The following is a 20,085-nucleotide window of genomic DNA, read 5'->3' as shown; positions in this document are numbered from 1 at the left end:
GGCGGGCTCCGCGGAAGCGTCAGGAGGCGGCGGGGGCCGGGCCGGTGCTCTCGCGGACGATGAGGCGGGTCGGCACGAGCGAGACGCCGGTGCGCTCGCCCGACTCGAGCTCGCGCAGGAGGATGTCGACCGAGCGGCGGCCCGTGTCCCCGAAGAACTGGCGCACCGTCGTGAGAGGCGGCCAGAAGCTCGCCGACTCCTGCATGTCGTCGAAGCCCGCGACGCTCACCTCGCCGGGCACGGCGCGTCCGGCCTCGTGCAGGGCGCGCAGCACGCCGAGCGCCATCTGGTCGTTGGCGGCGAAGATCGCGGTGACCTCCGGATCGGCGGCGAGCCGCTTGCCGAGGCGGTAGCCGGAGTCGGTGGACCAGTCGCCGACCAGCACCTCCGGCACCGGGGCGCCGCGCTCGATCAGGGTCGACTCCCACGCCTCGTGGCGGCGCTCGGCGGAGTAGGAGCGGTCGGGACCGGCGATGTGGTGCACGGTGCGGTGGCCGAGTCCGAGCAGGTGCTCGACGGCCTGGCGGGCGCCCGACATCTGGTCGGTGTCGACCACCGGGTACTTCTCGCCGCCGGCGGAGTCGACGACCACCACGGGCAGGTCCGGCGGGAGGACGATGTCGGCCTCGTCGAGCAGGTGCGCCTCGACGATGATGATGACGCCGTCGACCGCCTCCTCGCTCAGCCGGTGGAACGCGACCGACACCTCGCCCTGGGTGGGGTGGGAGACGGGGATGAGGGTGATCGAGTAGCCCGCGTCGGCGGCCGCGATCGCGATGGCGTCGAGGGTGCGCATGTTGCCGAACGAGGACAGCGTGAACATGATCACGCCGATGCTGTGGAAGCGGCCCGTCCGCAGGGCCCGCGCCGCGCTGTTGGGTCGGTAGCCGAGGGCCCGCATCGCCTCGAGGACCCGCTCGCGCGTCTCGCCGTCGACGTTCTGCTTGCCGTTCGACACCCGCGAGACCGTCTGGCCCGAGACGTTCGCGCGCCGGGCCACGTCGGCCATCGAGACGCCGCGTCGCGGCCGGGTGGACGGGGACGGGCGGTCGGTCTCGAGTGACATGGGCTTCCCTTTATAGCGCGCCGCCCGTCAGCCGTGGTGCATCGTGCGCCGAACCGTGACGCAGGAACAGTCGCGGGTGGCGACGTGGACATGCTACGGTGACGCTCTGCCATGTTGACGTGAACATGGCGGGCCCGCACTACTCCCCGAACGGAATCCCATGACGACGACGTCTCCCCCCGTCCCGCTGAGCGAGGTCGCCCCTCCGGCGTCCCCCCTCGCGGCCCCGAAGTCGCGGGCGAAGAGCGAGTGGAAGGGCCTGGCGTTCGTCGCCCCCTTCCTCGTCGTCTTCCTCCTGGTCTTCATCGCCCCGGTCGTCTACTCGATCTACCTCAGCCTCTTCCGCGAGCAGCTGGTGGGCGGCAACTCCTTCGTCGGCTTCGCGAACTACGCCGCGATCTTCACCGACCCGAACTTCTGGGAGGGCTTCGGCCGCGTCCTGCTGTTCCTGGTCGTGCAGGTCCCCGTGATGCTCGTGCTGGCCCTCGTCGCGGCCCTCGCGATCGACAGCGGGCGCCTCCACGGCACCGGCTTCTTCCGCATCGTGGTCTTCCTCCCCTACGCCGTCCCCGCGGTCGTCGCGGTGCTGATGTGGGGCTTCATCTACGGCGACAACTTCGGCCTGGCCGCGAACGTCAACGACCTGCTCGGCTCCGACGTCGTCCAGCCCTTCTCGCGCGACTGGATCCTCGCCTCGATCGGCAACATCGTCACGTGGGAGTTCGTGGGCTACAACATGCTCATCTTCTACTCCGCGCTGAAGACGATCCCCGCCGAGCTCTACGAGGCGGCCGAGATCGACGGCGCCGGCCCGATGCGCGTCATCCGCTCGATCAAGCTTCCCGCCCTGCGCGGCGCGATCGTCATCGCCACGATCTTCTCGATCATCGGCAGCTTCCAGCTGTTCAACGAGCCGAACATCCTCCGGACGCTGGCGCCGAACATCATCACCACCTACTTCACCCCGAACATGTACGCCTACAACCTGTCCTTCGCCGGTCAGCAGTACAACGCGTCGGCCACGGTCGCCATCGTCATGGGCGTGATCACCGCGGTGATCGCCTACGTCGTGCAGCTCCGCGGCGCGCGGAAGGAGAACTGATGGCCCTCGCGACCGCTCCCCGGACGCCCGCCCGCGCCCCGAAGCGCCCGGCCGCCCGCCGCGGCTCCTCGGTGCAGCCCAAGAAGTCGATCGCCTTCACCCTGCTGATGTCGGTCTTCATCCTCTACAGCCTCGTGCCGCTGGCCTGGCTGGTCATCAACGCGACGAAGACGCAGGCCGGCCTGCTCTCGAGCTTCGGCCTCTGGTTCGACGGCGACTTCGTCTTCTTCCAGAACATCGCCGACACCCTCAGCTACCGCGACGGGATCTTCCTCCGCTGGCTCGGCAACACCCTGCTCTACGTCGTCGTCGGCGCCGGAGGAGCGACGCTCCTGGCCACGCTCGCCGGCTACGGCCTCGCGAAGTTCCGCTTCACGGGCCGCAAGGCGGTCTTCGCCGTGGTGCTCGGAGCGATCGCGGTGCCCGGCACGGCCCTCGCCGTCCCGACGTTCCTCATGTTCAGCCAGCTCGGCCTGACCAACACCCCGTGGGCGATCATCATCCCGTCGCTGATCAGCCCGTTCGGCCTGTACCTGGTGTGGGTCTACGCGGTGGAGTCGGTGCCCACCGAGCTGCTCGAAGCGGCGCGGATGGACGGGGCGGGCGAGTTCCGCACCTTCTTCACCATCTCCATCCGCCTCCTCGCCCCCGGCATCGTGACCGTGCTGCTGTTCTCGGTCGTCGCGACCTGGAACAACTACTTCCTCCCGCTGATCATGCTGAGCGACCCCACCTGGTACCCGCTCACCGTCGGCCTCAACCAGTGGAACGCGCAGGCCACCGGCGTCAGCGCGCAGCCGATCTACAACCTCGTGATCACGGGCTCGCTCCTCACGATCATCCCCATCGTCGTCGCCTTCCTCGGGCTCCAGCGCTTCTGGCAGTCCGGTCTGAGCGCCGGCAGCGTCAAGGGCTGAGCCCTCCCCCTACCCATCCCCCGGCCGGAGCGTCCTGCCCCGTCCACAGCACCCGCAGCACGAAGAAGTGAAGGGAAACACCACCATGAAGATCGCCCGTTCCGCCCTCAGGCGGACCCTGACCGTCGCGGCCGTCGCGGCCCTGGCCGCCGGCTCCCTCGCGGCCTGCTCGTCCACCTCCGGTGGCGGCACGACCACGAGCGCCGGCTCCGCCGCCGACCTCGACTCCGCTCTCGAGGCCGGTGGCAAGATCACGTACTGGAGCTGGACCCCCAGCGCCGAGGCGCAGGTCGCCGCGTTCGAGAAGGCCTACCCCAAGGTCGACGTCGAGCTCGTCAACGCCGGCACCAACAAGGACGAGTACACCAAGCTCGAGAACGCGATCAAGGCCGGCTCGGGCGCCCCCGACGTCGTCCAGATCGAGTACTACGCCATGCCGCAGTTCGCGCTGTCGGACTCGCTCCTCGACCTGTCGCAGTACGGCATGGGCGACCTCGAGGACAAGTACTCCGCCTCCACCTGGGGCAGCGTCAACATCGACGGCAAGCTCGTCGGCCTCCCGCAGGACTCGGGCCCCATGGCGCTGTTCTACAACAAGACCGTCTTCGACCAGTACGGCATCGCCGTCCCCGCCACCTGGGACGAGTACGTGGCCGCGGCCGAGAAGCTGCACACCGCCGACCCGTCGAAGTACATCACCGCCGACACCGGCGACGCCGGCTTCGCGACCAGCATGATCTGGCAGGCGGGCGGCGAGCCGTTCACCACCGACGGCACGGACGTGAAGATCGACCTCGCCGACGAGGGCACCGCCAAGTGGACCGGCGTCTGGAACCAGCTCGTCGAGAAGAAGCTGCTCTCGGACACCCCCGCCTGGGGCGACGAGTGGTACAAGGGTCTCGCCGACGGCTCCATCGCCTCGCTGGTGACCGGCGCCTGGATGCCCGGCGTGCTGGAGTCCAGCGTCCCCGACGCCTCCGGCGACTGGGCCGTCGCGCCGATCCCGACCTACGACGGCACCGCCGTCAGCGCCGAGAACGGCGGTGGCGGCCAGTCCGTCACCAAGCAGAGCGAGAACCCGGCGCTGGCCGCCGCGTTCCTGCGCTGGCTGAACAGCGACCAGGCCTCGGTCGACGTCTTCCTGCAGAGCGGCGGATTCCCGTCGACCACGGCCGACCTCGACAGCTCGGACTTCACCGGTCAGGAGTCGGAGTACTTCGGCGGCCAGAAGATCAACGAGGTGCTGACCCAGGCCTCGAAGGCCGTCCGCTCCGGCTGGTCGTACCTGCCCTACCAGGTCTACGCGAACAGCGTCTTCGGCGACACCGTCGGCCAGGCGTACGCCAACGGCACCAGCCTCGACCAGGGCCTCGCCGACTGGCAGAGCAAGCTCGTCCAGTACGGCAACGCGCAGGGCTTCACCGTCTCGGAGTAGCACCACTGCTCGACGCGGGGCCGGCCGGATCGCTCCGGTCGGCCCCGCGTCGTTCTCACGCTCGGACACACCGGGCACCGATCCTGAGGGGGATCCAGATGACCACCGCTCCCGAGAGCCGCTTCGCCATCGGCACCGTCGACTTCGAGCTCGACGGCCGCCCGCACCGCATCCTGTCGGGGGCGCTGCACTACTTCCGCATCCACCCGGACCTCTGGGCCGACCGGATCCGCAAGGCCCGCCTGATGGGCCTGAACACCATCGAGACCTACGTCGCCTGGAACGCGCACGAGCCGCGCCGCGGCGAGTGGCGCGAGGACGCCGGGCTCGACCTGGGCCGCTTCCTCGACCTGATCGCCGCCGAGGGCATGCACGCGATCGTGCGCCCCGGCCCCTACATCTGCGCGGAGTGGGACAACGGCGCCCTCCCGGCCTGGCTCTTCCGCGACCCCGAGGTGGGCGTGCGCCGCTCGGAGCCGAACTACCTCGCCGCGGTCAGCGACTACCTGCGCCGCGTGTACTCGATCGTGGCTCCGCGCCAGATCGATGCCGGCGGGCCCGTGGTCCTCGTGCAGATCGAGAACGAGTACGGCGCGTACGGCTCCGACAAGGAGTACCTGGCCGAGCTCGTGCGGGTGACCCGCGACTCCGGCATCACGGTCCCGCTGACCACCATCGACCAGCCCACTCCGCAGATGCTCGCCGACGGCAGCCTGCCGGGCCTGCACCTCACCGGCTCGTTCGGCTCGCGGACCACGGAGCGCCTCGCGACGCTGCGCGAGTTCCAGCCCACCGGCCCGCTGATGTGCATGGAGTTCTGGTGCGGCTGGTTCGACGACTGGGGCACCCAGCACCACACGACGGACGCCGACGCCTCCGCCCAGGAGCTCGACACGCTGCTCGCGGCCGGCGGCTCGGTCAACATCTACATGTTCCACGGCGGCACCAACTTCGGCCTGACCAGCGGCGCGAACGACAAGGGCCGCTACGCCGCGATCACGACGAGCTACGACTACGACGCCCCGCTCGACGAGGGCGGCGACCCGACCGCGAAGTTCTGGGCGTTCCGCGACGTCATCGCGCGCTACGCGCCGGTGCCGGAGGAGGTGCCCGCGGTGCGCCCGCCGGCCCCCGCCCTGACCGCTCCGCTCGTCCCCGGCCCGGCGCTGCTCGGCCTCGGCCAGGCGTTCGGACCGGCCGCGCACCTCGACGCGATGGCCAGCTTCGACGACCTCGGCCACGACGACGGCTTCGTGCTCTTCACGACGACGCTCGACGGCTCCTCCGCTCCGGCCCGCCTCGTGGTGGGCGAGGAGGTGCGCGACCGCGCCTGGGTGCTGCTGGACGGCGTGCCGGTGGGCGTGCTGGCGCGCGACCACCACGAGCGGGCGCTGACTCTGCCGAGCGGACGCGGCGAGCTCGCGATCCTGGTCGAGAACCAGGGCCGGGTAAATTACGGCACACGCATCGGCGAGCACAAGGGCCTGATCGGAGGCGTGACGCTCGACGGCGCCCCGCTGACCGGCTGGGCGGCGCGTGCCCTCGCGCTGGAGTGCCTCCCCGACCTGGCCGTCGCGGCGCCGGCGTTCTCGGCCGGACCGCAGCTCGCCTCCGGCTCGTTCGATCTCGACGAGCAGGCCGACCTCTACGTGGACACGCTGCACTGGGGCAAGGGACTGGTCTGGGTGAACGGCTTCCTCCTCGGGCGCTACTGGCGCCGCGGACCGCAGCGGACGCTGATCGTCCCCTCGCCGGTCACCCGCGCCGGCCGCAACCGCGTCGTTGTGCTGGAGCTGGAAGGCATCGCCGAGCCGGAGATCCGCCTGCTCGCGGGAGCCGAGCTCGGGCACACGGAGATCTGAGCGGCGGAGCGGAGGCGGCGGGAACGGCCGTCGGAGGCGGAGGTTCGCGGTTTCGCGCTCCGTTGCGCGGGTGGGGCCGGGCCGACTCCGATCCGCACGCGCTGCCGGACCGCCTCCGGTCTGCGGGTGCCACCGGGCCGCCTCAGTCCTGCGGGCGGCGCCGGGCCGCCTCCGGGACGCGAGGCTCTGCTAGCCTCAGGCGCCCCGGTGCGGCGCCGGCGGGCGAAGGGGGAGACATGATGTCCAAGACACTGCTGCGCACGACTCTGATGGGAGGCGTGCTGCTGCTCGCCCTCTCGGGCTGCGCGGGGACCGCGACGAGCGGATCGACCCTCCGCCCGTTCACCCCGACGCTCCCCTCGTCGTCGGCCGCCCCGTCCGCCACCGCGACGGCCGCCGCCCCTGCCGCCGACACCGCTCAGAAGACCGGCGAGCAGGTGGCCGCCGTGCTGACCGGCGTGCAGTTCGTGCCCGGCGAGTACGCGAGCATCCAGGAGATGCTCGACTCGATCTACCCCGGCCTCACCGCGACCGACGCCAGCTGCCTCTCGCCGTTCGGCCTGGGCTGGGACACCGCGCAGCCCGCCGCCGGACTCTCGTACGGCACCAGCGCCGACCGCTCCATGACCGCCGTCGTGTCGAGCACCGGCACCGCCGACGCGGCCGCCTCGCTCCTCGCGAGCGCCACCGACGCGACCACGCGCTGCGCCTCCGGCTCGACGCTCTTCGCCATGCAGGGTGTGCCGGTCGAGACGACCGTCGAGCGCACCGAGCAGACGCTGACCGGCGCCGACGAGACGCTCGGCTGGAAGGTGTCCGGAGCCGTGGGCGGCAAGCCGTTCTCGCTCGTGGGCATCACCGCGCGCGTCGGCGGCGACGCGGTCGCGCTCGTGGGCTGGGACCCGACGACGAACACCTCGTACGTCCCGCGCGCGACGCAGCTCGTGGTCGACGGGCTGTAGGGCGCTGGGGCGCTGGACGCTGGGCGCTGGGCGCTGGACGCTGGACGCTCTGAGCTCTGGCTCTGAGCTCTGAGTCCTGCGCTCGACCGTCCTCCCCTCCGCGAGAGTCCAGGAGTTGTCGCACTCGACGCCGAGTGCGACAACTCTTGAACAGTGGGCGCGGGTCGAGCGCCGGGACTCCGAGCTCTCGGCGCTGCATTTCGACCCCCTCTCCTTCGCGACTGTCCGGGAGTTGTCGCACTCGACGCTGAGTGCGACAACTCTTGAACAGTGGGCGGACGATCGGGCCGAGCGCCTGAGCTCAGAGCTCTGCGCGTTGAGCTTCGGGCTTCGGTGCTCGCTCCTCCGCGAGAGTCCAGGAGTCGTCGCAGTCGACGCCGAGTGCGACGACTTCTGAACAGCGGGCGGAGGAGCGGGGCGGAGCGGGCACCGGTCACCGGGCGCCGGGCACCTCCCGAGCTTCGGGCAGCCCGCACACAGCGCTGGAGCGCGGCTCAGGCCAGCCAGGAGAGGGTGCCGCCGTGGGCGGCCGCGCTCGCGAGCGGGACGCCGTCGGCGGCGAGCAGGAACGGCGTCGGCTCGGGAGCCGTGCGGTCCCCGCGCGCGGCGACGAGGTGCGGGAGCAGCGCCTCCGCCTCGAGCGTCACCAGGCTCGCGCCGCGATCGGCGACCGTCACCAGGACGCTCTCGCGCGCGGCCCACGGAAGGTAGACCAGGGTCCCGAGCGAGACGACCACCGTCCGCAGACCCGGCGGCACTGCGTCGAGCAGGGCGGGCAGCTCGGCGGCCGCATCGCCCGCGACGATCGTGGGCGGGTCGTCCTGCAGAGTCTCCACGGCCGAGCGGAGCCGCGCGGTCCGCTCCGGACGGTCGGGCGGGAGCAGCGCCTCCAGCCAGGCGACGTCCTCGGGCGAGCGGACGTCGAGCGGCGCCAGGTCGAGACCCCGGCGCCACGCGACGACCGGCAGCCGTGCCGGCGCCGCGCCTCCGCTCACCGCGCACCGCAGCAGAGGCGCGCCCGACCCGAGCCTCGCCTCGCCGTCGCTCGCCGTGAAGGCGTAGGAGTACCGCTCCGGCGCCAGGCAGAGCCCCGCGGAGGCGCCGATCTCGACGAGCGCCACCGGCTCGCCCGGCTTCGTGATCCGCTCCAGCGCCGCGACCAGGGGCGCGCACCGCAGCGCCTCGTTGGTCTGCGTCCTCCGCTCCGCCGCCACCGGCGCCACCCGCGCCCACTCGCTCCGGAGCCACGCGGCGAATCCGGCGCCGTCGACGTCGGGCACGCCGAGCAGCCGCGCGACCGAGAAGAGGAGGGACGGCCGCCGGTGCTGCGCGGGCAGCTCGTCGATCAGGGCGAGGAGGCGCGCGTCGTCCGCGACGGCGAGCGCCCACTCGACCTGCCGCTCGGAGGTCTGCGCGAGCTCGACGGCGGCGCGGCGGAAGCGGTCGGCGGAGGAGGGCATGCCTCCATCCTGAGGGAGCGGCGCCACGGTTCCTGCAGGAGGCCGCAGGATCCCAGCGGCGGGCGACGACCCCGTCCCCGCGGATGTCGGTGGTCGCCGGTAGAACGGACTCATGTCCGACACCGCTCTGAGCCCCGCGTCCGCGCCGGTCCGCGAGCGGCGCCTGCTCGACATCCGGCGGATCTACGCCGAGCCGGCCGCGCTCGAGCTGCCCCGCGGGCAGGAGGTCGTGGCGCGGTGGCCGGGCGCCGAGATCGTGCCCGTCGAGTCGCACTGGCTGATCCCGGAGGTGCACGGCGACGAGGCGAACGTCGCGCGCTGGGTGCGCATCAAGACGGAGGCTCTCGTGCTCGGGGTGAAGAAGTCGCTCGTCACGCGTCCGAACGGCCGCTCGGCCGACTTCATCGCCCCCTCCACCGCCAACGGCTGCGCCATGGCGTGCGTCTACTGCTACGTGCCGCGGAGGAAGGGCTACAGCAACCCGATCACGCTCTTCACGAACATCGAGCAGATCCAGCGCCACCTGGCCCGGCACATCGCCAAGCAGGGCCCCAAGGCCGAGGCGAACCAGTGCGACCCGGAGGCCTGGGTCTACGACATCGGCGAGAACAGCGACTGCTCCGTCGACGCACTGCTGAGCGAGAACGTCCGCGACCTCTGCGAGCTGTTCCGGATGTCGCCCACCGCCAAGGCGTCCTTCGCGACCAAGTACGTCAACCGCGAGCTCCTCGAGTGGGACCCGCTCGGGCGCACGCGCATCCGCTTCTCGCTGATGCCCGCCGAGACGGCGAAGGTCACCGACATCCGCACCTCGCCGATGGCCGAGCGGATCGCGGCGATCAACGACTTCGTCGACGCCGGCTACGAGGTGCACGTCAACTTCTCGCCCGTGATCCTCACCGAGACCTGGCAGCAGGACTGGACCGAGCTCTTCGACCAGCTGGACGCCGCCCTCCACCCGCGGGCGAAGGCGCAGCTCGCGGCCGAGGTGATCCTCCTCACCCACAACGAGGGCCTGCACGAGGTGAACCTCGGCTGGCACCCCAGGGCGGAGTCGCTGCTCTGGCAGCCGGGGCGCCAGGAGCAGAAGGTCTCCGAGAACGGCGCCGTCAACATCCGCTACCGACGCGACCTCAAGCGCGCCGCCCTCGACCGCTTCCGCGCCCTCCTCGCCGAGCGCCTCCCCTACTGCCGCGTCCGCTACGCCTTCTGAGCGTCGGCACCCCCGCCGGAGCGGCGGCGCGACGACTCGCGGAGGAGCGCACCCTCCTCCTCCCGCCGACTTGCCGAGACACCGCCAACCCGGCGAGACACCACCGCGGAAGGCGGCGCCTCTCACACGAGAGCAGCGTCTCGCCGCAGGAGCTCGCGCAGCGCGTACGCAGGGGGCCTTACTCCCGTCCGAGCACCCACCGACACCTGCCCCGCCCTGCCGAGACACTGCCGGCCCGCCCGGCACCTCACTGCCGAGGCGGTGTCTCGCGCACGAGCACGGTGTCTCGACGCAGCCGCCCCGCCCACCGGAGGCACCCCGCAACTGAGCCTCGGAGTCGCCCGGCTGGGAGTCCGCCCGGCGGCCGGGGCCACTGCTTCGCATTCCGGATAGCGGCACGTGCCCTCCGAACGAGGGGCGTACTTTCGGAGAACAGCCGGAGGGACGGCCCGACCGCCCGACTCCACGGGCCTGCAGAGCAGGCGTCAACGGGGATCGACGGCTCGGCGCGACGGCATCCGGGCTCGACATCCCGGAGCCCGGCACCCCCGGATCGACACTCCGGACACTCGACTCGGCGGCACAGCACACCCCGGGTCCTGCTCCCCACGAACACCCCCACCATCTCGCACTCCCCCTCCCGGCGGCACTCGCCGGGGCACCCCACCGTCGCGGCCGGCACCCGCGACACAGCACAGAACGGCGGCACGCACCATGGGCGCTCTCCTCTACGGCACTCCCCCCACCTCGCACGAGATCGACGACCGCGCGCTCGCGCACCTCCAGATCGTCATGATCAACAAGTTCCGCCGCGACGAGGCGTTCGCCTTCCAGCTCGACGCCTCGAGCGCGCACGGCACCGGACGCCAGACACTGTGGCTGCACCCGACCATCCCCCTCCAGTTCTCGTTCCACGGAAGCCGCATGCCGGCGATCAACGCCACCTGGGTGCGCGCACTGATGGAGGAGGCCAACAGCGGACGGGGCCTGCGGATCGTCACCGAGCCGGCGCAGCAGCCCGAGTCCTCCGGGCTCACGCACGCTGCCTGAGCGCGCCGTGTCCAGGCGCGACGACGACGAGCCGATGGAGGTCACCGACTTCGTCGAGCTCGCCGGTGCAGTGCACGACGACGCGGGCTTCGAGTGCTCCTCCACTGTCGACGGCGTGACGGGCGCGCTCTGCGTGCTGCCCGACTCCCTGGTGCTGCGGAGCGCCGGCACCGGAGACTCGACCCGCGTCGGCACCCGCGACATCCGCTCCTGGCGGGCCACTCCGGCCGGCGCCACCTTCTCGCTCGCCGTGGAAGCCGGAGCGCGGCACACCGTGGTGCTGCTCACGCAGTTCCAGGCGGCGACCGTCCAGGCCATGACCCGCGCCGCCGGACCCGCGACTGGTTTATCCGCTTAACGAATTCCCCGTTCGGGGCACGCGGTGAGGAGCGCTCCTCGTGCGACCCTGATCGGGATGAACGAGAAGGACGAGGTCATGCGCTCCGACATCGGCGGGCGTGACATCGAGCAGGCGCGGGCCCTCTTCGAGCAGTCGTACAACGGGCACCGCTTCGTCGTCGAGCCCGGCGAGGACTTCTCGTACCGCTACACCTCCGTCGGCGACGGCGATGTGACGCTCCGCGGCAGCCAGTTCGCCGGCTCCGTGCAGGGCTCGATCCAGACCGAGGGCGAGTACGTCGTCTCGTGGCTGACCGCCGGCGCGGGCGTCACCGATCTCGACGGCGACGCGGTGACCCTCGGATTCGGGCAGCCGGCGATCTTCGTCAACGACCGCCCCAGCCGGTTCGAGTTCCACGACTACCGCCAGAACCTCATCCACTTCGACGGCGCGTACCTCGAGGGCATCGCGGAGGAGGTCGAGGGCACCCGCGGCCCCCTCCTCTTCGACACCACCGCACGACCCGAGGGCGCGGCGCTGCGGCGCTGGTCGGCGACCGTCGCGACGGTCGCCCGGGTGATCTACGACGCCGACAGCTCGCCGCTGCTGCGCCGCGAGGCCGACCGCGCGGTCGCCGTCGCCCTGCTCGAGACCTTCCCGCACTCGACGCTGGACACTCCCGGCGACCTCGGAGTACCCCGCTCGGGGCGCCTCCGCCAGGCGATCGAGTACATGTACGAGCACGCCCACGAGCCGCTCCGGACCGAGCAGATCGCCGACGCGGCGGGCATCGGCCTGCGGACGCTGCAGACCGAGTTCCGGCGCGAGTTCGGCTTCACCGCGGTCGACTACCTGCGGCGGATCCGGCTGGACGGCGTGCAGAAGGAGCTGCGGGCGGGCGAGTCCGGAGTCGTCAGCGTCAGCGAGGTCGCACGGCGCTGGGGCTTCGCGCACCTCGGTCGGTTCTCGGCCTCGTACGCCCACCGCTTCGGCGAGCGCCCCAGCACCACGCTCGACACCTGAGGCGTCAGAGGTAGTCGGTCCCGCCGTCGTCCTCGCTGTCGTCGCCCTCGCCGCGCGGCTGCACGGTCGGCCGCGCGGGCTGAAGCCGTCGGGTCTTCTCGCGCATCGACTCCACCGCCTCCGGGTCATCGAGGTCGACGCCGCGGTCGAGCGCCGGGCTGGTGAAGAGCTGGCTGGCCGGTCCGACCAGGAGACGGGTCTCGCCTCGCAGCCCCTCGTCCGAGAGCGACGGCACCACGACCAGGTCCGACTTCCCCACGTTCGCCAGCGCCTGCGCGTACTCGACGACCGCCGAGCACACCTCGTCGCCCAGCAGCACGAATCCGCTCGCGTAGTACAGCTTCTGCATCTCGCCCTCCCCTGGATCCCGGACCGCCCCTCCGGTCGGCCCGTCCCCCGACGCTAGGACGGCGCCGACCGGGTGCCCCACCCCTTGACGGGGGTGGGGCGGAGCGATCAGAGTCCGCACGGAGGGGTCAGAGTCCGCGCGGAACGGGCAGTCGCAGCGCGGTCGCGAGCGCCTCGACGACGCGGGTCGCGCGCACGTCGCCGACCCCCTCCATCCGGTTGGTGAGGAACGCGAAGCCGACTCCCGCGTCCGGGTCGGCGAAGGCGACCTGTCCGCCCGCGCCGTCGTGCCCGAAGCCGCTCGGCGTGAGGTACCGGCGCGCGTCCGTGCCGAGCTGGAAGCCGCAGCCCCAGGCCGGCCACGGGCCCGGCACCGGCCACACCGGCGGGCCACTGCTGAGCGGAGCGGTGGCCCGCTCGATCGTCGCGTCCTCGAGCAGCCGCACGCCGTCCGTCTCGGTGAACGCCGCCGACCAGATCGCGGCGAGCGCCCGGGCCGAGCCGATGCCGCCCGCCCCGGGGATCTCGGCGGCCTGCAGCACGGGATCGTTGAAGCCCGTGCCCGGTCCGACGAGCTCGACGGGCAGCGCACCGCCGAGAGTCATCGCCCGCTCGCCCCAGTCGACGACTCCGGGGGTGCGCGCCGCGGCCTGCGCCGCCGTGAGCTCGGCGAGGGTGGGGCCGACGAGCATCGTCGCGACGCGGCCCTGCTCGGAGGCGGGCAGCCCGATCCACGCCTCCGCGCCGACCGGTCCGGCGATCCGCTCCTGGAACGCGGCGCCGACGCTCCGCCCGGTCACCCGGCGGATCACCTCGCCGATCAGCCAGCCGTGCGTGATCGGGTGGTAGGCGTAGCCCGTTCCCGGCTCCCACAGGGGCTCCTGCTCGGCGAGGCGCCCGGCGACGAGGTCCCAGTCGGCGAGGTCGGCGGTCGTGAGCGGGAGGCGGGGGGCCGAGAGCCCGGCCCGGTGGGCGAGCAGGTCCTGCACGCGCACGTCGGCCTTGCCCGCCGCGGCGAACTCGGGCCAGTAGTCGGCCACCCGGGCGTCGTAGTCGAGCAGCCCCTCCTGCACGAGACGTGCGGCGAGGAGGGAGACGAGGCCCTTCGTGCACGAGAAGACGACGCTGAGGGTGTCCTCCCGCCACGGCTCCTCCGCCCCCGCCTCTCCCGCCCAGAGGTCGACGACCGGCCGGCCGTGCAGCCGCACCGCGACCGCCGCTCCCGAGCCGGGCCGGACGGCCTCGGCGAAGGCGTCGCGGACCCCCTCGAACCCGGGCTCCACGACTCCGTGCACCGCGGTCACCCCTTCACCGCGCCCTGCAGCAGAGCGGTGATGAACTGCCGCTGGAAGATCACGAAGACCAGGATCGTCGGCACGATGATCAGCAGCGCGCCCGCGTTGAGCAGCGGGATGCTGTTGCTGTACTGCCCCTGGAAGAAGGTGAGCGCTCCGGCGACGGTGCGGTCCAGCGGATCGGAGACGAGCACCACCGGCAGGAGGAACTGGTTCCAGGTCCAGAGGAACAGCAGGATCGCGAGCGCCGACAGGGCCGGGCGCGCGAGCGGCAGCTGGATCCGGCGGAACTCCTGCCAGGTCGTCGCGCCGTCCACGCGCGCCGCCTCCGAGAGCTCGGACGGGATCCGGACGAAGTGCGCGCGCATCCACACGACGCTGAAGGGCATGTAGAGCCCGATCAGCGGCAGGATGATCGCCCACTGGGTGTTCAGCAGGCCCAGCGACTGGATCTCGTAGTACAGCGGGATGATCAGCGACTCGAACGGGATCGTGAGCCCGAGGATGAGGAACACGAAGACGAACCCGCCGCCGCGGATGCGCAGGTTGCCGAGCGCGTAGCCGGCGAGGGTCGCGAAGAGCAGGCTGATCGGGACGACGCCGAGCACGATCAGGGCGCTCGACCCCATCAGCTGCAGGACGTGCCCGGTCTCGAAGGCCTGGGCGAAGTTGCCCCACTGCGGGTCCGTCGGCCAGGTGAGGCCGGTCGGATTCACGTCCGCCGGCTGCAGCGCCGCCGAGAGCATGTTGACCAGCGGGATGACGGTCAGCACGAGCACGACGATCAGGACGACGCGGCCGATGACGACCTCGGACTTGGTGACGATCATCGGTCGCTCACTCTCGAGAGGCGCTGGAGGGGGAGGACGCAGGCGAGCACGAGCACCATCAGCACGATCCCGAAGGCGGAGGCGAGCCCCACGTCGCTCTGGGTGAAGCCGATCCGGTAGATCGAGATGCCGGGCACCAGGGTCGAGCGGCCGGGGCCGCCGAGCGTGGTCGTGTAGATGATGTCGAAGCTGCTCAGCGCTGCGATCACGGTGATCGTGGTGAGCACCGAGATCTCCTGGCGCAGGCCCGGGACCGTGATGGTGAAGAACTCCCGCAGCCACGTGCCGCCGTCGAGACGGATGGCCTCGTAGAGCGAGACGTCGATCTTGCCGATGCCGGTGAGGAAGAGGACCGTGCAGAGCCCGGTGAGCACCCACGAGCCGATCAATCCGACGGCGGGGAGGGCGGTCTGGAAGTCGCCCAGCCACGGCCGCGCGAGCGAGCCGAGCCCGACGGCCTGCAGGATCTGGTTGACCGCTCCGGTCTGCGAGTACATCCACGACCAGGCGATGCCGGCCGCGGCGAGCGGGATGATCTGCGGCAGGAACAGGATCGTCTGCGACACGCTCGAGAAGACGCCGGGGCGCATCGAGCGCAGCAGGCTCGCGAGGACCAGGCCCGCCGAGACCGGGATCACCGTGAAGTAGAGGATCAGCACGAAGGCGTTGCCGATCGAGCCGAGCAGGTCGGGATCGGTGAACACGCGGAGGTAGTTCGAGAAGCCCACCCACTCGGAGGGGCCGACGCCGTTCCACTTGTAGAACGAGTACTGCACCCCGGTGATCAGCGGGTAGATGACGAACGCGATGTAGACGAGCAGGGCCGGCACGACGAAGAGCCAGCCGACGAGGGTCGCCCGCCGCGCCGCAGTGCTCCTGCGGCGCGGCGTCCCGCTCCGGCCCCCGCGGTCGACGGCGCTCGAGACGAGAGGGCCGGCCGCGGTCATCCGGCGAGTTCCTTCGCGTAGAACTCCTGCACGGCCGTGACGAAGTCCTGGCCGGAGATCTGGCTGGTCACCAGCAGCTGCGACTCCGGGATGATCGCGCCCGCGTAGATGCCCGCGGTCGCGTTCGACATGAAGTCGACCTGGCCGTCCTCCGCGCCGATCTGCGCCGACATGGCGAGCGCCTGCTCGAGCAGCGAGCCCGACTCGACCTCGGGGAGCGCCTGGGCCGGGTCGCCGCCGGGAGCGGCACCGGTCACGTCGACGACGATCTGGCGCGCGGCCTCGTTCGTGTGGATCCAGTTGAGGAAGAAGACGATCTCGTTGAGGTGCGACGACTTCGCGGCGACCGAGAACGAGTTGGCGGCGCCCATGGCCACGTGGCTCCCGCCCTCCTCGGCCGGGGGCACCAGGAAGAAGTCGACGCCGTCGCCCATCTTGGTCTGCGTGTCGGCGGCCGCCCAGTTGCCGTTGAAGGCGAACAGGCCCTCGCCGCCCTGGAAGCGGCTGACGAAGGAGGAGTAGTCGATCGCGTTGATGTCCGAGGGGAAGTAGCCCGCGTCGGCCCAGGTGCGGACGAGCTCCGCGCCCTTCACGTTGCCGTCGGTCTCGTAGGTGGCGCCGGGGACCGTGAAGATCCAGTCGGCCATCTCCTGCTTGTCGGCGTACTGGTTCATCGCCGCCTGCACGACGAAGTTGACCACTCCGTCCTTGTCGCCGGCCATGATCGGCAGGACGCCGCCGGCCTTCGCCTTCGCGAGGTCCTCCTCGAACTCGGCGAGCGTGGTCGGCGGGGCGTCGATCCCGAGCTGCTTCGCGAGCTCCAGGTTCATGTAGATGCCGGTGACGCTGTAGCCCAGGCCCAGCTGGTAGAGCGAGCCCTTCCCGCGGACGCCGTCGGAGTCGACGCGGAGCGGGGCGAGCTGCGAGGCCGACCAGGCGTCCCAGCCGTAGGCGTCGAACCACGGGTCGAGGTCGGCGAGCAGGCCGTCCTTGACGGTGTCGCCGATGGTGGGCAGGCGGATGAGGTCCGGCGGAGTGTCGCTCGCGAGCAGCTTCGGCGAGTTGGCGGTGAGGTTCGCGAAGGTGTCGCGGTTGATGGTGAAGGTGACGTTCGGGAACTGCTTCGTGAACTCCTCCGTCAGCTTGTCGGTGACGGGGAAGCCGGTCTCGTCGGCGATGACGAGCTCGACGGTGTCGCTGGTGAGCTCGGTGCTCACGTCGACAGAGGAGCTCGCTGCCGGAGCGCTCGAGCCTCCGGGCGCGCAGGCGGCGAGGGTGAACAGGGCCGCGACCGAGCCGGCGCCGACCAGGACGGTCCTGCGGCCGATCGGCGTGCCGGGGGTGGGGAAAGACATGCGGTGACTCCTTCGTCGTGGGTGCAGGTGCTGCTGGTGCCCGGCCGCCCGGAGGGGCTCGAGCCGCGGCTCCGGACGGCCGCCTGAAACCTTTGAGCGGGGGACTAAAAGGTTTCAGGTGTGGATATAGTCTGTGCACACGGAAGACTTGTCAAGGGCGACGGCGGGAGGCGGCGGGCATGGCGAAGAAGCGCGTGACGCTCGCCGACGTGGCCCGCGAGGCCGGGCTGTCGATCTCGGCCGCGTCGATGATCCTCAACGGGAAGCCCGAGACCGGACTGTCGAAGGACGCCCACGAGCGGGTGTTCGCCGCCGCCGAGGCGCTGCACTACCGGCCCAACGTCGCCGCCCGTGGGCTCCGCACCGACAAGACCCGCACGATCGGCTTCATCTCGGACCAGATCGCGACCACGCGCTTCGCCGGCGGCCTGATCAAGGGCGCGCTCACGGCGGCCGAGGCGGCCCGGCACGTCGTCCTGCTCCTCGAGACCGGCGGCGATCCGGCGCGCGAGGCCGAGGCCGTCGACGCGGTGCTCGACCGCCAGGTCGACGGCATCATCTTCGCCTCGATGCGCTCCCGCGAGTTCTACGTGCCGGAGCTGCCCGCCTCCACCTCCGTGGTGATGCTCAACGCGACGAACTCGCAGCACCCGGCGTCGATCCTGCCCGACGAGTACGCGGGCGGACGTGCCGCGGTGGAGCTGCTGCACGCGCACGGCTACCGCGACGGGATCGCGCTGATCGGGCAGAACGACGAGGTCGAGCGCGACCGCTTCCGCTCGGCGACGGTGGCCGAGCGCGTCGCCGGCATCCGCGACGCCATGGCCGAGAAGGGGCTCGCGTTCGTCGCCGAGGAGTCGATCCCCGACTGGGAGCCCGAGCACGGCCACCGCGCGGTCGCCGACCTGCTGGCGCGGCGCGACGACATCCGCCTCCTGCTCTGCCTCAACGACCGGATGGCGTTCGGCGCCTACCAGGCGGTCGCGGAGGCGGGACTCTCGATCCCCGGCGACGTCGCCGTGGTGTCGTTCGACGACGACGAGCTGGCCGCCTACCTCCGCCCCGGGCTGACGACCGTGGCGCTGCCGCACGAGGAGATGGGCCGCCGGGCGGTCGAGCTGCTGCTGAGCGGCGCTCCGGGAGAGCGGGTGCTGGTGCCGATGCCGCTGGTGGAGCGGGCGTCGGCGCGGCGGGTCTGACGGGGCGGGGCCCGAGGAGCTGATCGGGGACGGCGAGCGGGCCCGGTGGAGTCGGGCCAGCCGCCTCAGCCGGCCGAGCGGATCCCTCCGGTCGGACCCCAGGCGACTCCGGTGCCGCCCGCGTCGCCCTGGTAGTCGTCGGGCGAGAGGGTCATGCCGCTCGCGACGAAGTCGGCGGTCGCCGCGCAGTCCGTGACGACGACGTCGCCGTCGGAGCGCGCGAGCCCGTAGAGGCAGACGGACTCGTCGGCGAGCTCCGCGGCCGAGAAGGAGTCGAGGCTGAGGGTGGCGAAGTAGTCGACTCCGGCGATGCTGCCCAGGTAGCGCGTCGGCCCCCAGTGGAAGACGCGGAGGCTCGCGAGGGTCGACAGCGGGCGCGTGGCGACGTCGTCGGGGACGGCCCAGGGCTCGGTGAAGACCTCCAGAGACGGGCGAGGGGCCAGCGCGACGGAGGCGGCCGTGCCGAGGGCGGCGAGCCCGAGCACGGCGACGAGGGCGGCGATCACCCCGAGGCGGCGGCGCGGGCGGGGCGTGGCGGAGGTGCGGGAGTCGGCGTCGTCGCCTCCGGTGGTCTCACTGCGCTCGCCCCAGCCGGGCGCCGCGTCCCGGCCGGTCTCGTCACGGCCGACCTCGTCCCGGCCGGTCTCGTCCCAGCCGGTCCGGTCACGGCGCGTCCCGCCCCGGCCGCTCGCCGTCCCGCGACCGATCCGGCCCTGGGCCACTGCGGGTCCGACGGACGCGGCCAGTCCCGCGACCGCGGCGTCGAGCGCCTCCTCCCGCTCGCGGCGCTGCGCCCGCATCAGTGCCAGCTCCTCGAGCGCCGCGGGGTCCGCCTCCGCGCTGAACGCCCGGCGCTCGAGCGCGGCCCGCTGCCTCCGCTCCTCCGGCGACGCCCCGTCGCGGCGCCGCTGCAGGGCGGCCCGGCCCCGACCGCGACCGCCCAGGGCCGCGTCGAGCGCCTCCTCCGTCGCGGGATCGAGGTCGTCGAGCAGCCTCGCCGCGCGCGCAGGCGTGACCGCGGTGCCGACGGACGCCGGCACGTCAGGCCCGGTCGCGGACGGCGCGCGCCAGCGACTCGAGGCGCTCCCGGTACTCCGGCCACCACTCCTCCGGCACCGGCGGGAGGTTGTCGCCGGGCGTCCGGAGCCCGACCCGCCCGTCGATCAGCTCGCGGACGATGTCGGCGTGGCCCGCGTGCCGGTGCGTCTCCGCGGTGATGTGGACGAGGATCCGGTGCAGCGTCACGTCGCGGTTCGTCCACCAGAGGACCTGCCCGGGAGCGTCGAGCGGAAGGGCCGCGACCGTCGCGTCGGAGTGGGCCCACACGCGGCGGTACAGCGCGACGACGTCGGCCGGGGACTCGTCGGCCGTCGCCCACATGTCCGAGTTCGGCTCCGACTCGTCCTCCATCCACGGCATCGGCTCCGGGAACGGCCGCCCGAACACGGCGCCGAGGTAGCCCGCCTCGGTGCCCGCCACGTGCTTCACCAGGCCGAGCAGGTTCGTGCCCGTCGCGACCAGCGGCCGCCGCACGTCGTACTCGTCGAGCCCGTCGAGCTTCTGCAGCAGGGCGTCGCGCCCCTCCTGCAGGTAGCGGAGGAGGGTCTGCTTCGCGTCGTCGCTCATCCCCCCAGCCTGCCGCGCCCGCCCGAGCCGCGCCAGAGCGGTGCCGGAGCCGCGT

19 protein-coding genes are annotated in these 20,085 nt (G+C 72.1%); 10 read left to right on the top strand and 9 right to left on the bottom strand.

Annotation, left to right across the window (positions count from 1 at the left end):
- Window positions 1-19: 19 nt before the first annotated feature.
- Window positions 20-1,066 (bottom strand): LacI family DNA-binding transcriptional regulator, encoded by a 1,047-nt coding sequence (locus tag C5D66_RS07925; RefSeq protein ID WP_146076621.1) that lies wholly within the window; start codon window positions 1,064-1,066, stop codon window positions 20-22.
- A 160-nt stretch (window positions 1,067-1,226) separates the two neighbouring features.
- Here C5D66_RS07925 and C5D66_RS07920 point away from each other — a divergent pair, with 160 nt between their 5' ends.
- The 5 genes from C5D66_RS07920 to C5D66_RS17135 all read left to right on the top strand — a co-directional run bounded on the left by C5D66_RS07920 (window position 1,227) and on the right by C5D66_RS17135 (window position 7,344).
- Complete coding sequence (locus C5D66_RS07920) at window positions 1,227-2,168, top strand: carbohydrate ABC transporter permease (RefSeq protein WP_104255804.1); 942 nt, start codon at window positions 1,227-1,229, stop codon at window positions 2,166-2,168.
- A gap of 107 nt (window positions 2,169-2,275) precedes the next feature.
- On the top strand, window positions 2,276-3,085 hold the full coding sequence (locus C5D66_RS07915) for a carbohydrate ABC transporter permease (protein ID WP_258062773.1): 810 nt from the start codon (window positions 2,276-2,278) through the stop codon (window positions 3,083-3,085).
- A gap of 85 nt (window positions 3,086-3,170) precedes the next feature.
- On the top strand, window positions 3,171-4,520 hold the full coding sequence (locus C5D66_RS07910; RefSeq protein WP_104255803.1) for a sugar ABC transporter substrate-binding protein: 1,350 nt from the start codon (window positions 3,171-3,173) through the stop codon (window positions 4,518-4,520).
- A gap of 98 nt (window positions 4,521-4,618) precedes the next feature.
- Complete coding sequence (locus C5D66_RS07905) at window positions 4,619-6,382, top strand: beta-galactosidase family protein (protein ID WP_104282952.1); 1,764 nt, start codon at window positions 4,619-4,621, stop codon at window positions 6,380-6,382.
- A 236-nt stretch (window positions 6,383-6,618) separates the two neighbouring features.
- Window positions 6,619-7,344, top strand: coding sequence for a hypothetical protein (locus C5D66_RS17135; RefSeq protein WP_104234091.1), 726 nt, complete (start codon window positions 6,619-6,621; stop codon window positions 7,342-7,344).
- 494 nt (window positions 7,345-7,838) lie between these two features.
- On the opposite strand, the gene C5D66_RS07890 is transcribed toward C5D66_RS17135, so the two are convergent.
- Window positions 7,839-8,804 carry a DUF2332 family protein gene (locus C5D66_RS07890; RefSeq protein WP_181067906.1) on the bottom strand — a complete coding sequence of 322 codons (966 nt, stop codon included), beginning with the start codon at window positions 8,802-8,804 and terminating at the stop codon, window positions 7,839-7,841.
- Window positions 8,805-8,916: 112 nt separating this feature from the next.
- Here C5D66_RS07890 and C5D66_RS07885 point away from each other — a divergent pair, with 112 nt between their 5' ends.
- The 4 genes from C5D66_RS07885 to C5D66_RS07870 all read left to right on the top strand — a co-directional run bounded on the left by C5D66_RS07885 (window position 8,917) and on the right by C5D66_RS07870 (window position 12,430).
- Window positions 8,917-10,017, top strand: a complete 1,101-nt coding sequence (locus C5D66_RS07885; protein WP_104255799.1) for a spore photoproduct lyase family protein — start codon at window positions 8,917-8,919, stop codon at window positions 10,015-10,017.
- 714 nt (window positions 10,018-10,731) lie between these two features.
- A complete protein-coding gene (locus C5D66_RS07880; protein ID WP_104223411.1) occupies window positions 10,732-11,067 on the top strand; it encodes an ATP-dependent DNA ligase in 336 nt (111 codons plus the stop codon).
- A gap of 7 nt (window positions 11,068-11,074) precedes the next feature.
- Window positions 11,075-11,425, top strand: coding sequence for a hypothetical protein (locus C5D66_RS07875; protein ID WP_104223412.1), 351 nt, complete (start codon window positions 11,075-11,077; stop codon window positions 11,423-11,425).
- A 57-nt stretch (window positions 11,426-11,482) separates the two neighbouring features.
- Complete coding sequence (locus tag C5D66_RS07870; protein ID WP_104223413.1) at window positions 11,483-12,430, top strand: AraC family transcriptional regulator; 948 nt, start codon at window positions 11,483-11,485, stop codon at window positions 12,428-12,430.
- A gap of 4 nt (window positions 12,431-12,434) precedes the next feature.
- Here the strand turns inward: C5D66_RS07870 and C5D66_RS07865 are convergent, their stop codons facing one another.
- From C5D66_RS07865 to C5D66_RS07845, 5 genes are all read right to left on the bottom strand, one after another.
- The gene (locus tag C5D66_RS07865) at window positions 12,435-12,779 is read right to left on the bottom strand and encodes a hypothetical protein (RefSeq protein WP_104223414.1); all 345 of its coding nucleotides are present in this window, start codon (window positions 12,777-12,779) and stop codon (window positions 12,435-12,437) included.
- Between the two features lie 127 nt (window positions 12,780-12,906).
- Window positions 12,907-14,082, bottom strand: coding sequence for a serine hydrolase domain-containing protein (locus C5D66_RS07860; RefSeq protein ID WP_104255798.1), 1,176 nt, complete (start codon window positions 14,080-14,082; stop codon window positions 12,907-12,909).
- Window positions 14,079-14,903 (bottom strand): carbohydrate ABC transporter permease, encoded by an 825-nt coding sequence (locus C5D66_RS07855; protein ID WP_104239126.1) that lies wholly within the window; start codon window positions 14,901-14,903, stop codon window positions 14,079-14,081. Before C5D66_RS07855 ends, C5D66_RS07860 begins: the two co-directional genes overlap by 4 nt.
- A complete protein-coding gene (locus C5D66_RS07850) occupies window positions 14,900-15,850 on the bottom strand; it encodes a carbohydrate ABC transporter permease (RefSeq protein ID WP_104250415.1) in 951 nt (316 codons plus the stop codon). The genes C5D66_RS07855 and C5D66_RS07850 overlap by 4 nt, the downstream gene beginning before the upstream one ends.
- Window positions 15,847-17,205: an ABC transporter substrate-binding protein gene (locus C5D66_RS07845; RefSeq protein WP_104255797.1), complete on the bottom strand. Its 1,359-nt coding sequence runs from the start codon at window positions 17,203-17,205 to the stop codon at window positions 15,847-15,849. Before C5D66_RS07845 ends, C5D66_RS07850 begins: the two co-directional genes overlap by 4 nt.
- A 179-nt stretch (window positions 17,206-17,384) precedes the next feature.
- Here C5D66_RS07845 and C5D66_RS07840 point away from each other — a divergent pair, with 179 nt between their 5' ends.
- Window positions 17,385-18,404: a LacI family DNA-binding transcriptional regulator gene (locus tag C5D66_RS07840; protein WP_104255796.1), complete on the top strand. Its 1,020-nt coding sequence runs from the start codon at window positions 17,385-17,387 to the stop codon at window positions 18,402-18,404.
- 65 nt (window positions 18,405-18,469) lie between these two features.
- Here the strand turns inward: C5D66_RS07840 and C5D66_RS07835 are convergent, their stop codons facing one another.
- Both C5D66_RS07835 and C5D66_RS07830 read right to left on the bottom strand, forming a co-directional pair.
- Window positions 18,470-19,444 carry a hypothetical protein gene (locus C5D66_RS07835; protein ID WP_104255795.1) on the bottom strand — a complete coding sequence of 325 codons (975 nt, stop codon included), beginning with the start codon at window positions 19,442-19,444 and terminating at the stop codon, window positions 18,470-18,472.
- Between the two features lies 1 nt (window position 19,445).
- Entirely contained in the window at window positions 19,446-20,030 is a 585-nt protein-coding gene (locus tag C5D66_RS07830) for a DinB family protein (protein WP_104255794.1), read from the bottom strand.
- Window positions 20,031-20,085 lie beyond the last annotated feature (55 nt).

Source organism: Rathayibacter sp. AY1B4 (genome assembly GCF_002932815.1).
Taxonomy (GTDB): domain Bacteria; phylum Actinomycetota; class Actinomycetes; order Actinomycetales; family Microbacteriaceae; genus Rathayibacter.
This window is presented reverse-complemented; position numbering and strand designations above follow the sequence as displayed.

Bases quoted from the DNA above. Each gene is read 5' to 3' on its own strand.
- C5D66_RS07925 (WP_146076621.1), bottom strand. From the start codon at position 1,066: ATGTCACTCGAGACCGACCGCCCGTCCCCGTCCACCCGGCCGCGACGC.
- C5D66_RS07920 (WP_104255804.1), top strand. From the start codon at position 1,227: ATGACGACGACGTCTCCCCCCGTCCCGCTGAGCGAGGTCGCCCCTCCG.
- C5D66_RS07915 (WP_258062773.1), top strand. From the start codon at position 2,276: ATGTCGGTCTTCATCCTCTACAGCCTCGTGCCGCTGGCCTGGCTGGTC.
- C5D66_RS07910 (WP_104255803.1), top strand. From the start codon at position 3,171: ATGAAGATCGCCCGTTCCGCCCTCAGGCGGACCCTGACCGTCGCGGCC.
- C5D66_RS07905 (WP_104282952.1), top strand. From the start codon at position 4,619: ATGACCACCGCTCCCGAGAGCCGCTTCGCCATCGGCACCGTCGACTTC.
- C5D66_RS17135 (WP_104234091.1), top strand. From the start codon at position 6,619: ATGATGTCCAAGACACTGCTGCGCACGACTCTGATGGGAGGCGTGCTG.
- C5D66_RS07890 (WP_181067906.1), bottom strand. From the start codon at position 8,804: ATGCCCTCCTCCGCCGACCGCTTCCGCCGCGCCGCCGTCGAGCTCGCG.
- C5D66_RS07885 (WP_104255799.1), top strand. From the start codon at position 8,917: ATGTCCGACACCGCTCTGAGCCCCGCGTCCGCGCCGGTCCGCGAGCGG.
- C5D66_RS07880 (WP_104223411.1), top strand. From the start codon at position 10,732: ATGGGCGCTCTCCTCTACGGCACTCCCCCCACCTCGCACGAGATCGAC.
- C5D66_RS07870 (WP_104223413.1), top strand. From the start codon at position 11,483: ATGAACGAGAAGGACGAGGTCATGCGCTCCGACATCGGCGGGCGTGAC.
- C5D66_RS07865 (WP_104223414.1), bottom strand. From the start codon at position 12,779: ATGCAGAAGCTGTACTACGCGAGCGGATTCGTGCTGCTGGGCGACGAG.
- C5D66_RS07855 (WP_104239126.1), bottom strand. From the start codon at position 14,903: ATGATCGTCACCAAGTCCGAGGTCGTCATCGGCCGCGTCGTCCTGATC.
- C5D66_RS07850 (WP_104250415.1), bottom strand. From the start codon at position 15,850: ATGACCGCGGCCGGCCCTCTCGTCTCGAGCGCCGTCGACCGCGGGGGC.
- C5D66_RS07845 (WP_104255797.1), bottom strand. From the start codon at position 17,205: ATGTCTTTCCCCACCCCCGGCACGCCGATCGGCCGCAGGACCGTCCTG.
- C5D66_RS07840 (WP_104255796.1), top strand. From the start codon at position 17,385: ATGGCGAAGAAGCGCGTGACGCTCGCCGACGTGGCCCGCGAGGCCGGG.
- C5D66_RS07830 (WP_104255794.1), bottom strand. From the start codon at position 20,030: ATGAGCGACGACGCGAAGCAGACCCTCCTCCGCTACCTGCAGGAGGGG.